This window comes from Streptomyces phaeochromogenes, assembly GCF_001418655.1.
In the GTDB taxonomy this organism is placed as follows: domain Bacteria; phylum Actinomycetota; class Actinomycetes; order Streptomycetales; family Streptomycetaceae; genus Streptomyces; species Streptomyces phaeochromogenes.
This window is the reverse complement of sequence record NZ_LIQZ01000228.1, coordinates 1-11,837: the sequence shown is the minus strand read 5'-3', so window position 1 is coordinate 11,837 and position 11,837 is coordinate 1. Positions and strand designations below refer to the sequence as shown.

Annotated in this window: 13 protein-coding genes; 4 read left to right on the top strand and 9 right to left on the bottom strand. The window is 69.0% G+C overall.

The features are described from left to right. On the top strand, positions 1-358 hold a 358-nt coding region (locus tag AOK17_RS28825; RefSeq protein ID WP_245697426.1), incomplete at its 5' end, for an ATP-binding protein. Then, the gene (locus AOK17_RS28820) at positions 355-1,035 is read left to right on the top strand and encodes a response regulator (RefSeq protein ID WP_055615491.1); all 681 of its coding nucleotides are present in this window, start codon (positions 355-357) and stop codon (positions 1,033-1,035) included. The genes AOK17_RS28825 and AOK17_RS28820, both read left to right, overlap by 4 nt. Before the next feature lie 123 nt (positions 1,036-1,158). On the opposite strand, the gene AOK17_RS28815 is transcribed toward AOK17_RS28820, so the two are convergent. Beyond that, a complete protein-coding gene (locus tag AOK17_RS28815) occupies positions 1,159-2,211 on the bottom strand; it encodes an ABC transporter substrate-binding protein (RefSeq protein WP_055615490.1) in 1,053 nt (350 codons plus the stop codon). Positions 2,212-2,457: 246 nt separating this feature from the next. After that, positions 2,458-3,000 carry a hypothetical protein gene (locus tag AOK17_RS28810; RefSeq protein ID WP_055615489.1) on the bottom strand — a complete coding sequence of 181 codons (543 nt, stop codon included), beginning with the start codon at positions 2,998-3,000 and terminating at the stop codon, positions 2,458-2,460. A 160-nt stretch (positions 3,001-3,160) separates the two neighbouring features. On the opposite strand from AOK17_RS28810, the gene AOK17_RS28805 reads away from it, so the two are divergent. Beyond that, positions 3,161-3,853, top strand: coding sequence for a response regulator (locus tag AOK17_RS28805; protein ID WP_055615488.1), 693 nt, complete (start codon positions 3,161-3,163; stop codon positions 3,851-3,853). 94 nt (positions 3,854-3,947) lie between these two features. Here AOK17_RS28805 and AOK17_RS28800 read toward each other — a convergent pair whose 3' ends face one another. From AOK17_RS28800 to AOK17_RS28775, 6 genes are all read right to left on the bottom strand, one after another. After that, entirely contained in the window at positions 3,948-5,540 is a 1,593-nt protein-coding gene (locus AOK17_RS28800; protein ID WP_055615487.1) for a solute symporter family protein, read from the bottom strand. Then, positions 5,537-6,025, bottom strand: a complete 489-nt coding sequence (locus AOK17_RS28795) for a DUF485 domain-containing protein (RefSeq protein WP_055615486.1) — start codon at positions 6,023-6,025, stop codon at positions 5,537-5,539. The genes AOK17_RS28800 and AOK17_RS28795 overlap by 4 nt, the downstream gene beginning before the upstream one ends. Positions 6,026-6,129: 104 nt before the next feature. Beyond that, positions 6,130-6,816 carry a response regulator transcription factor gene (locus AOK17_RS28790; RefSeq protein WP_055615485.1) on the bottom strand — a complete coding sequence of 229 codons (687 nt, stop codon included), beginning with the start codon at positions 6,814-6,816 and terminating at the stop codon, positions 6,130-6,132. Next, a complete protein-coding gene (locus AOK17_RS28785; RefSeq protein WP_055615484.1) occupies positions 6,813-7,964 on the bottom strand; it encodes a sensor histidine kinase in 1,152 nt (383 codons plus the stop codon). The genes AOK17_RS28790 and AOK17_RS28785 overlap by 4 nt, the downstream gene beginning before the upstream one ends. Next, the gene (locus AOK17_RS28780; RefSeq protein WP_055615483.1) at positions 7,961-8,485 is read right to left on the bottom strand and encodes a DUF1453 family protein; all 525 of its coding nucleotides are present in this window, start codon (positions 8,483-8,485) and stop codon (positions 7,961-7,963) included. Before AOK17_RS28780 ends, AOK17_RS28785 begins: the two co-directional genes overlap by 4 nt. Before the next feature lie 263 nt (positions 8,486-8,748). Then, on the bottom strand, positions 8,749-10,872 hold the full coding sequence (locus AOK17_RS28775; protein WP_055615482.1) for a DNA gyrase/topoisomerase IV subunit B: 2,124 nt from the start codon (positions 10,870-10,872) through the stop codon (positions 8,749-8,751). Between the two features lie 441 nt (positions 10,873-11,313). On the opposite strand from AOK17_RS28775, the gene AOK17_RS28770 reads away from it, so the two are divergent. Then, positions 11,314-11,544 (top strand): DUF7455 domain-containing protein, encoded by a 231-nt coding sequence (locus AOK17_RS28770; RefSeq protein ID WP_055513118.1) that lies wholly within the window; start codon positions 11,314-11,316, stop codon positions 11,542-11,544. 137 nt (positions 11,545-11,681) lie between these two features. Here the strand turns inward: AOK17_RS28770 and AOK17_RS28765 are convergent. Next, on the bottom strand, positions 11,682-11,837 hold a 156-nt coding region (locus AOK17_RS28765), incomplete at its 5' end, for a trypsin-like serine protease (RefSeq protein WP_157881414.1).

Here is an 11,837-nt window from a genome sequence, read left to right as displayed (position 1 = left end):
CCTCCACGCGCGCGTGGAGGTCGAATTGCGCGCGGAAGGGCGTACGGCCGTCCTGAGGGTGCGGGACACGGGTCCTGGAATTCCTGCCGAACAGCGTGAGTTGATCTTCACGGACGGGTGGTCCACGAAGAAGCCCCCGGCCCACCGGAAGCGCGGAATCGGCCTCTCCCTGGTGCACAGGCTCGCCGAGCGGCAGGGTGGCAGCGCCCGGGTCTCGGAGGCGGACGGCGGAGGCGCCGAGTTCACCATCGTGCTGCCGGAGGCACTGGCGGAGCCGGGACTCGCGCCGGAGCCCGCGCCCGCGCCCGGCCTCGTACTGAAGAGTGCCGCCACGACCGTCAACGAGGAGTCGCGATGATCGAGGTACTGGTCGTGGACGACGACATCCGGGTCGCCCGGGTCAACGTCGCCTACGTGGAGAAGGTCGCCGGCTTCCATGTCGCGGGCGAGGCGCACTCCGCGGCGGAGGCACTGCAGAAGCTGGAGGCCCTGCCCCGGCTGGACCTGGTGCTCCTCGACCACTATCTGCCGGACGAGACGGGCCTCGCGGTCGTCCAGGAGATGCGCAGACGCGGCCACCAGGCCGACGTGATCATGGTGACCGCGGCCCGTGACGTCTCCACGGTCCAGGCGGCGATGCGACAGGGTGCGCTCCAGTACCTGGTGAAACCGTTCGCCTTCGCCGGCCTGCGCGCCAAGCTGGAGGCGTACGCGGACCTGCGCCGCACCCTCGACGGCGGCGGCGAGGCCGAACAGGCGGAGGTCGACCGGATCTTCGGTGCCCTGTCCGCGGGCTCGGAGCCCGGTCTGCCCAAAGGGCACTCCCCCACCACCGCCGAGGCCGTACGCCGGGCGCTGGTGACCGCGGAAGGGCCTCTGTCGGCCCAGGAGATCGCCGACCGGACCGGACTCAGCCGCCAGACCGCCCAGCGCTATCTGAAGCTCCTGGAGCGCACGGGACGGGCCACGCTGACCCTCAAATACGGTGACGCGGGCCGCCCGGAGCACCGTTACGTCTGGGCGACCCGCGCCTGAGGACACGGCCGCGGTACGGGGGAAGCGACCGTACCCGCCTGTGTACGGCTGTCAGGGGAGTTCAGCCGTGCACAGGAGCTCGGCCCGCGGCCTGGGGAGACCGCGGGTCTGGTCGGGGGCAGGTCAGTCCTCGACCTTGTCCACGAACTCCGTGGTGTACGTCTTGCTGAGGTCCACGTCGGCGTTCTTGATGTCGGGGTTGAACGCCTTGAGGACCTTCTCGACGGTCTTGGGACCGTCCTCGGGCATCACACCGTCCTGGGTGAACATCGGCATGGTGCTCTGGATCGCGCTGGCGTAGAGCGTCCCGTTGCCCTTCGAGTAGTCGTCCGGCATCTCGTCGGCGATCTCAGTGGCGCTGTGGCTGGCCATCCACTTGAGGGTCTTCACGAAGGCGTTGGCCAGCTTCTGGACCGTCTTCTTGTTGTCGTCGACCCAGTCCGTCTGCATGTAGAGGCTGGACGACGGGTACGCGCCGCCGAGCGCGTCGTCGGAACCCTCGGGGGTGCGCATGTCGAGGAGCACCTTGCCGCTGTTCTCCGCCAGGATCGTGGCGACGGTCGGGTCGGTCGTCATGCCGCCGTCGATGGAACCCTTCTTGAGCGCGGATATGAAGCTCTGTCCCGCGCCGACCGGGACGGTCTTGAACTCGCTGACGGACACACCGTTCTTGACGGCGAGATACTTGGTGAGGAAGTCGGTCGAGGAGCCGAGGCCGGTGACGCCGAGCCTCTTGCCCTTGAAGTCCTCCGGTGAACTGATCTCGGTCGCCGCCTTGTCGGAGACGATCTGGACCTCACCGGGCGCGTGCGAGAACTGCACCACCGACTGGACGTCCTCGCCCTTGACCTGCAGATCGAGGGTGTGGTCGTAGAAGCCGACGGCTCCTTGCACCTCCCCGGAGACGAGTGCGGTCTCGGCCTCCACACCGGCGTGCTCGCCCAGCAGCTCCACGTCGAGGCCCTCGTCCTCGAAGTAGCCGAGCCGCTGGGTGAGCATCGCAGGCAGGTAGATGACCTTGTCCAGGCCGCCGACCATGATCTTGACCTTCACTCCCTTGCCACCCGCCTCGTCGGCGGCGGCTGATCCGGCCACGTCGTTGGCGCACGCGGTGAGCGAGGAGAGGACCAGCAGGCCGGCGGCTGCCAGCGACCCGTGTCTGAGGGTCTTGGGCATGTTCGTTCACGTCCTTGTGAAGAAGGCGGTGCGGGAAAACGGGTGCCTCGGAGCGGCCGGTGACGGGGGAACCGGCCGCTCCGCCAAGAGACCGGTGCCGAAGGAAACCGGTGTCCTGGAGAGGGCTGTCTGCGAAATGCGCCTCCTGGGGAGGCACTCAACAAAACGGTGACCTAGGAGGGGCATTTGGGCCTGCGCGTGCCCTGGGAAGGGAGTTCGGCTCTCGGTCTACGTTCGGCTCTCGGTCTACAAGGGCGTCCACGCGGAGATTCGGCGCTCGGCCAACGTGGGCAACCCCTCCTGGAGCATCACCCGACGGCCACTCGATCCCAGGGACCGCGCGTCGGCGGACAGGGGCAGCAGGCGGGGGCCGGCGACAACGGCCCTGCTTCCGCGGGCGGCTCGCGAGCGCGGGACCGTACGAGCCGTCTTGGTGCCCTCGGTTTTCACCATGGCGGGACCCGCCGTCAAGACGACGCCCGTGTCCGCGTGGGCGACGGACTCATTGAGGGTGCGGGCACCGAAGGAGGCCGAGTCGCGCGTGCCCTCCGGCAGGTCGAGCGGTTCGTCCGGCACCACGGCTTCGCACTCCATAAGTTCTTCGAGACCGCTGACGAGGGTCGGTGTGGTCGGCCTGCCTCGGCCTGTGGGGGCCACGACAGCCGTGAACACGCAGCCTCCCACGGTCGGATCGAGTCCGATGACGGCCGTGTGCAGTTCCCCCGGCGGGGCTGTGAAGACCTTGCGCACGCCTCGCAGCGCGATGGCGGGGCCGGTGTCTGCGCTCATGCCCCGCGACCGTAGCCGTGGCCCGCACCACGGCATCAGTCTTGTGTGCGCAAAGCGTTCTTCTGATTACAGAAGGGTGTTGTGCTCTTTCTGCTCACTCCACAACACTGGGGCCGACAGCACGGGCTCACCGCTCGCCCGGCTCGGGGGGAGAGGCCCGATGATTGACGTCCTGGTCGTGGACGACGACTTCCGTGTCGCCGAAATCAACGCCAAATTCGTGGGGAAGGTTCCCGGCTTCCGGGTGGCCGCCCGTGCGCACAGCGCCGCCCAGGCCCTGGACGCGGCGGGCCGGGAGCCCGTCGACCTGATCCTGCTCGACCACTATCTGCCCGACCGGACGGGCCTCGAACTCGTGCATCAGATGCGGGAACTGGGCATGGGCGCGGACGTCATCATGATCACCGCAGCCGGCGACGTGGAGACCGTACGGGCCGCGATGCGTCTGGGCGCCCTGCACTACCTGGTCAAGCCCTTCACGTTCGCAGCGCTGCGAACGCGGCTCGAGTCGTACGCCGCGCTGCGCCGCACCGTCGACAGAGTCAGCGACCAGGGCGTCGCGGGGCAGGAACAGGTCGACCGCATGTTCGGCGCCCTGCGTACGACGCCCGCCCCGTCCTCGCCGGGTCCGCCCACCGGCCACTCGGAGCCGACCACGGACCTGATCTGCACCGTCCTCCACCAGGCCGACCACCCCCTCTCGGCCCACGAGGTCGCCGCCGAAACGGGCCTCAGCCGCTCCACCGCCCAGCGCTACCTCCGCCACCTGGAACAGGCGGGCCGTCTTCGGCTCTCACTGAAGTACGGGGACACAGGGCGTCCGGAACACCGCTATGCGTGGGTCGCGCCTTGAGCGGGTGAGCTCTACAGGCCCGCTGTACGGGCCTCACAGGCCTTGCAGGCCTCACAGTGAGGGTTGTCCCACCGGACCGCCGTCACCCTGCCGTTCAGACCGCTCCCGCCCCCGTGAGCGCCCGTACCTCGGTTTCGGCGTGCTTGGCCTCGTCCGGCGGCTCCGCCGAGGTGACCGTGCCGAGCCAGCCCGCCAGGAAGCCGAGCGGGATCGACACCAGGCCCGGGTTCTCCAGCGGGAAGTACTGGAAGTCGACTCCCGGGAACAGCGACGCGGGGCTGCCTGTCACCACCGGAGACAGCACGACGAGCACCAGGGCCGGCACCAGGCCTCCGTACACGGACCACACCGCGCCGCGCGTCGTGAAGTTCCGCCAGAACAGCGAGTACAGCAGCACCGGCAGATTCGCCGACGCGGCGACGGCGAAGGCAAGCCCCACCAGGAAAGCCACGTTGAGGTCGCGCGCCAGCAGGCCCAGCGCGATGGCGACGACGCCGATACCGACCGCGGCGGTCCGCGCCACGGCCACCTCGCTGCGCGGCTTCGCACGCCGTCGTCGCAGCGACGCGTACAGGTCGTGGGCAACGGACGCCGAGGAGGCGAGCGTGATTCCGGCGACCACCGCGAGAATCGTGGCGAAGGCGATCGCGGCGACGATCGCGAACAGAACCGTTCCTCCGGTGGAACCGGCGCCGCCGCCCAGATCGAGCGCCAGCAGCGGAACCGCCGTGTTCCCGGCCGCGTTCGACCCGCGTACGGCATCGGGGCCGACGATCGCCGCCGCCCCGAACCCCAGCACGATCGTCATCAGGTAGAACCCGCCGATCAGACCGATCGCCCAGACGACCGAACGCCGGGCGGCTCGCGCGGTCGGCACGGTGTAGAAGCGCGACAGGATGTGCGGCAGCCCGGCCGTGCCCAGCACGAGCGCGAGTCCCAGGCTGATGAAGTCCAGGCGCGCGGTCCAGTCCCCGCCGTACCTCAGCCCCGGCGCGAGGAACGACTTCCCGTGCCCACTGCGATCCGCCGCCGTACGCAGCAACTGGTCGAAGTCCCCGTGGAACCGCATCAGGACGAGCACGGTCAGCGCGATCGTCCCGCCCATCAGCAGGACCGCTTTGACGATCTGGATCCACGTGGTGGCCCGCATCCCTCCCATCGACACGTAGATGACCATCAGCGCCCCGACGCCGATGACCGTCCAGGCCTGCGCCGCCTCACTCGTACCGCCCAGCAGCAGCGCGACGAGGCTGCCCGCGCCCACCATCTGCGCCACCAGGTACAGAACGGACACGGTCACCGAGGAGGTTCCCGCCGCGATCCGCACCGGTCGCTCGCTCATCCGGGCCGCGACGACGTCCGCGAGTGTGAACCGCCCGCAGTTGCGCACCAGTTCGGCGACGAGGAACAGCACGACGAGCCAGGCGACGAGAAAACCGACGGAGTACAGCAGCCCGTCGTAGCCGAAGAGCGCGATCAGCCCCGAGATACCGAGGAAGGACGCGGCGGACATGTAGTCACCCGCGATGGCAAAACCATTCTCCATGGGCGAGAAGAGCCGTCCGCCCGCGTAGAACTCCTCCGCCGAACCATGCCGGTGGCGGCTCACCCAGGTCGTGATCCCCAGGGTGACCGCGACGAACACGCTGAACAGCAGCAGCGCCAGCGTCTGATGGTTCCCGGTCACCGGTCACCACCCGCGACGCTTCGCGTCAGCTCCTGTGTGTCCCAGCGCAGATCGAGTGCGGCCCGGTCTCTGCGCAGCCGGGCGTGCCGTGCGTACGCCCAGGTGAACAGGAACGTCGTGAGGAACTGCCCCAGCCCCGCGACCATCGCCACGTTCACCGCGCCGGCGACGGGCCGCGCCATGAATTCCGGAGCCGTCGTCGCCGTCACCACATAGCCGACGTACCAGGTGAAGAAGACGGCGACGGCCGGGACCACGAACCTCCGGTACCGGCTGCGCACCTCCTGGAAGGCCGCGCTGCGCTGCACCTCCAGATAGACGTCGGCCGCACGGGCGGTCCGGTCCGCCTGCTCCCCGCGCGCGGGCGGCACGGTGGGAGCGGGCGCACCCGTGCTGTCCAACTCGCCCCAGCCGGAGGCGAGCGCGTCGTACCAGGGGTCGTCGAACCGGACCTTTCCGGAGTCGGGACCGTCGTACTTCTCCACCGAACTCTCCTTGTCCGCTGCCCGTTTCGGCCGCGTGCCCAAGGATGGACAGATCGGGAAGATCCCAGACTCTTCTCTCCGCGCTCTTCACCCCATCAGGTGACTCACCCCCCTGGTGGCCGCACAAGTCCCTTCCCGAAGGCGTAACGGACCGCCTGCGCACGGTCCTTGAGCCCCGTCTTGGCGAACAGGTTGTTGATGTGGGTCTTCACGGTGGCCGTCGAGACATGGAGCTTGCGGGCGATCTCCTGGTTGGTCAGACCGTCGGCGATCAGCACGAGCACCTCCGTCTCCCGCGCGGTGAGCCCGTCCGGAGTCTCGGCGCCCTCCGCGGGAACGGCGGACTCCGGCTCGGACAGCCGCTCCAGCAGCCGCCGTTGAATGCTCGGCGAGAGCCCGGCGTCCCCGGACAGCACGCTCCGCACGGCCCGTACGATCTCGTCGCCGCCCGCGTCCTTGGTGAGATAGCCGCGGGCCCCGGCTCTGAGTGCGGGGAACAGCGAGGCGTCGTCGGCGTACGTGGTGAGCACGACGACCTGTGTCCTGGGGTGTTCGGCCCGGATGCGTCTGGTCGCCTCCACCCCGTCGCAGCGGGGCATGCGCAGGTCCATCAGCACGACGTCCGGATCGAGCTCGGCCACCAGCCGCACGGCCTCGTGCCCGTCGGCGGCGGCCCCGACGACCTCGATCCCCGACAGCAGCCCGAGCAGCATCACGATGCCCTCGCGCACCACGGTCTGATCGTCCGCCACGACGACACGGGCCGGTGCCCCGCCCTCCTCCTCCGTCATACGGGCACCTTCAGCATCACCACGAACCCCTCCTCGTACGGCCCGGCCTCCAGCGAGCCGCCCAGCAGCTCGGCCCGCTCCCGCATTCCGAGCAGACCGTATCCGGCGCCCGAGTGTGTGAATTCGCCCGGCGGCGCTCCCGAATCCCTTACGTTCAACATCACTTCGTGCTCGCCGTAGTCCAGGCGTATGCGGATCTTTGCCCCAGGCGCGTGCTTCCGGACGTTCGTCAGCGCTTCCTGGGCGACCCTGCGCACCGCCTGCGACGCCTCGGCCGGCAACAGGCGCCGTTCACCCGTGACGGTGACATCGGCTCCGGCGGTGTCGGCGACCAGTTCGCTCAGGAACTCCTCCAGCGGGGACATCTCTCCGCGCAGCGCGGAGAGTGCCTGCCGGGTCTCGGCGAGGCCTTCGCGGGCCATTCCCCGTGCCGCCACGACCCGATCGAGGATCTGGTCCCGCTCCGCTCCCCTCTCGATCATCAGCCGTGCCGCCTCCAAGTGCACGAGTTGCGCCGAGAGGCTGTGCGCCAGCACGTCATGGATCTCCCGTGCGATCCGGGCCCGCTCCGCGAGCGCCGCCGACTCCGCCTCGGCCGCCCGTGCGGCCCGCTCCTGGGCGAGAAGCCGCTGGGCGCTGCCCCTGGCCTCCGCGTCCAGCCGCAGCACGTATCCGGCCAGAGCAAGCCCCACGGTCGTCGCCAGGGTGGTCAGCCAGGCGTCGTTGTTCACTGCCGCGTACGTACCCAGAGCCACGGCGCTCGCGGGCAGGGCCGCCGCGAGCGGCAGTCGTTCCATGGCGCTGACGGCGCAGACGCACCACACGACGAGGGCAGGAACCCGCAGCCCCGCGCTCTCTGCCACCGTCGCGATGGCGAAGAGCAGCACGAGCAACCCCAAGGAGGGAAGCAGGCGATGTTCGAGCGTGACCCTCCAGAAGCCCCAGATCCCGAGTCCACCGACAAGGACTCCCAGAACAGCCCCTGCGACACCCCAGCCGTGCAGGTCGCTGTGGATGAAGGTCGTCGCGAGGAGGATGCCTACGGCGAAGGTGCGCCCGGCCCCGGCGAGAGCACGCCGCGCCCTGTGCACTCCCATTCGGGAGAGCGCCTCGCGGGAAGGCCAGAGCGTCCAGACGTTCTCCGTCATACACGCTCCTTCCGCGAGGGCTGGGGCATGCCGTCACCGTACGCCGCGCTCTGCCCGCTCGCCGAGGGCAGTGTCTGCGCCCTCCGGACCATGATCCCGGAGCGCACCAGCAGCGTCACCGCGAGTGCGAGGAGCAGGGCGGAACTGTCCTGGTGCAGGCCGAGGGCGGCACCGAGGCCGAACAAGCCCGCCCGCAGGGCGATCCCGACGGTCCAGACGAGGCCACTGGCCTTGCTGCTCCGGCTCCACACCGCGCCGTCCGGTGTCCTCCAGATCCGGGTGGTCCAGGCCCAGCCGACGCCGGTGGCCAGGCCTATGAGGAGTTCGGTACCGAGCAGGAGGGCCGACAGTGTCCGGTGGTCGGGGTCGAGCAGACCCGGTTCGCGCAGGGCCAGGAAGACCAGGACCGCCGGCACGACCCACCAGCTCCTGTCCGTCGCTATCCGACGGGTGCGGAACTGGCGGGCGATCACCAGGACGACAACGGCGATGATCACCAAGACATCGACAAGCCTGGACATCGCGGCCTCCGTGTGCGGGGAAGGGCGGGTGCCGGCAGCGGGCGCTGTCGACGCCTTCGACGCTACGGAAACGGGCAGGTCGGCAGATCGGAGCCAGGGTGGATCATGGGTGGATCCCTCAGGCGCCCCGTCTCCACCCGCGGGTGGAGACGCCCTCACGGACACCCTCAGAGATGTCTCCGGGCCGGTCTCCCGACCCGACGCCCGTCGGGACCTCTCGCGGTCCCGACGGGCTCACTCGGCCAAGCCGGCTGCGCGACCCTCTACGCGTCGATGCGCGAGCGGTCCAGCGTCGCCGCGGAGCTGGAGATGAACTCCTTGCGCGGGGCGACGTCGTTGCCCATCAGCAGGTCGAACACCTGCTCGGAGGCCTCCAGGTCGGAGATGTTGATCCGGCGCAGCGTACGGAAGCGCGGGTCCATGGTCGTCTCGGCCAGCTGGTCGGCGTCCATCTCGCCGAGGCCCTTGTAACGCTGGATCGAGTCCTTGTAGCGCACGTTCTTGCGCTGGAGCTCCAGCACGGTCTCTCGCAGCTCGCGGTCCGAGTACGTGTAGATGTACTTGTCCTGGCCCTTCTTGGGCTGGCTGAGCTCGATGCGGTGCAGCGGCGGCACCGCCGCGAACACCCGCCCGGCCTCGACCATCGGCCGCATGTAGCGCTGGAAGAGCGTCAGCAGCAGGATGCGGATGTGCGCGCCGTCGACATCGGCGTCGACGAGGAGAATGATCTTCCCGTAGCGCGCGGCGTCGATGTCGAAGGTCCGGCCCGACCCGGCTCCTATGACCTGGATGATCGCGCCGCACTCGGCGTTCTTCAGCATGTCCGTGACGGACGCCTTCTGGACGTTGAGGATCTTTCCACGGATCGGCAGCAGCGCCTGGAACTCGGAGTTCCGGGCGAGCTTGGCCGTGCCGAGCGCGGAGTCTCCCTCGACGATGAACAGCTCGCTGCGGTCCACGTCGTCGCTGCGGCAGTCGGCGAGCTTGGCCGGCAGCGAGGAGGACTCCAGGGCCGTCTTCCTGCGCTGCGCGTCCTTGTGCTGACGGGCCGCGATGCGCGTACGGGCGGCGGAGACGGCCTTCTCCATGACGACCCGGGCCTGCGCGGCGGCATCCCGCTTCGTGGAGGTCAGGAAGTCCTTGAGCTCCTTGGAGACCACGTTCGTCACGATCCGGCGGGCCGCCGAGGTGCCGAGGACCTCCTTGGTCTGGCCCTCGAACTGCGGTTCGGCGAGACGGACCGTGACGACAGCCGTGAGGCCTTCCAGAGCATCGTCCTTGACGATGTCGTCCTCGGCGACGCGCAGCAGCTTCTTGGTGCGCAGCACCTCGTTCATCGTCTTCGCGACGGCCTGCTCGAAGCCCGCGACATGGGTGCCGCCCTTGGGTGTGGCGATGATGTTCACGTACGACTTGAGGGTCGTGTCGTAGCCCGTGCCCCACCGCATCGCCACGTCGACGCCCAGCTCCCGGGTGACCTCGGTGGGCGTCATCTGCCCGTGGTCGTCCAGGACCGGGACCGTCTCCTTGAAGGTGCCCTGCCCGGAGAAGCGGAGGACATCGCAGACGGGCTTGTCGCTGGCCAGGTACTCGCAGAACTCGCTGATGCCGCCGTCGAAGCGGAAGGACTCCTCACCCTTGCTGCCGCCCTCACCGAGCCCGAACTCGTCGCGGACGACGATGGTCAGGCCGGGCACCAGGAAGGCGGTCTGCCGGGCGCGCTGGTGCAGGTGGTCCAGGGAGAGCTTCGCGTCCTTGAGGAAGATCTGCCGGTCTGCCCAGTAGCGCACGCGGGTGCCGGTGCGGGTCTTGGGGACCCTCTTGAGCTTGCGCAGCCCGGCCGACGCGTCGAACGCGGCGTCGGCCCCGTCCCCCTTGAACGCTCCAGGGGTGCCGCGCCGGAAGCTCACCTCGTGGGTGTGGCCTCCGCGGTCCACCTGGACGTCCAGGCGGGCCGAGAGCGCGTTCACCACGGAGGCGCCCACGCCGTGCAGGCCGCCGGAGGCCGCGTACGAGCCGCCGCCGAACTTGCCTCCGGCGTGCAGCTTGGTCATCACGACCTCGACACCGGACATGCCGGTCTTGGGCTCGACGTCGACCGGGATGCCCCGGCCGTTGTCGCGCACCTCGACCGAGCCGTCGTCGTGAAGGGTCACGTCGATGTGGTCGCAGTAGCCTCCGAGAGCCTCGTCCACGGAGTTGTCGATGATCTCCCACAGGCAGTGCATCAGGCCGCGGCTGTCGGTCGACCCGATGTACATGCCCGGGCGCTTCCGCACGGCCTCGAGCCCCTCGAGGACGAGCAGGTGCCGCGCGGTGTAGTTGGAACCGTCCCGGTCTGCTCCGGTCAGCAGCGCTGTGGACGGCACGGACGTCTCGGCGGTCACGCGGTTCGCTCCTCGCTGAATTTCAGATGTGGCCCTTTTGGGTAAGGGCCCGGCTTCGGTCGCCGCTCCGAGGGTACCGAGGCCTGGTAGAGCCGTTGTAACGCCACCCTCGTCCGAAACTCAGACTAGACCAGCGTCGCATGCTTGTTCGATCCCTCGTTGGAGTGAAGTACATATCACGTTCCCTTCCAGGCATGAACCATTTAGGCTCCGGGCACGTCCTCAAGAACAACCGGCAAGCCAGCCGGTGAGGACTGAACCTGACAGAGCGCGAACCCGTAAGACACGAAGACACGCAATACGGCTCATTCGCCGCCAACCGGCAGCAGACAGCCGACTCGGAAAGATTTTTTTCGAGGAAGAGCCACGAGCGGGAACGTTTTCGGCCTGGTTGGATGTTGACCCTGGTACGACAGCTCGTCGAGCTAGAGAAGAGGCGACGTGACTACTGTTCTGACCCCCGCGAGCCCGCTGACGGCCGCTGACCGCTGCGACCGTTGCGGCGCCCAGGCATATCTGCGCGTCGTCCTCCTCAGCGGTGGTGAGCTGCTCTTCTGTGCCCACCATGGGCGCAAGTTCGAGCCGGAACTCAAGAAGATCGCCGCTGAGATACAGGACGAGACGGAGCGGTTGACTGCCGCCCCGGCAAGCGCCAACGACGAAGAGCACTGACACTTCGCGCAGACGACGAGCCATCTCCGGCACAGGCCGGTGACCGGGCGGCCGCTCCTATCCAGGGGTGGCCGCCCGCGCTCGTGCTCTCTGAGGCCGTGAGACGGCTCACGCCTCCCAGGGCCGCAGAAGGGCCTTCAGCGGCCCTCTCCGAGGGTCCTGACGACCTCCGAGACCCGCGTGTAGACACCGGGGCTGCCGGCCCGCCCACAGCCGCTCCCCCACGACACGAGGCCGATCAGCCGCCCCTGGGCGACCAGCGGCCCGCCGCTGTCCCCCTGACAGGCGTCCCG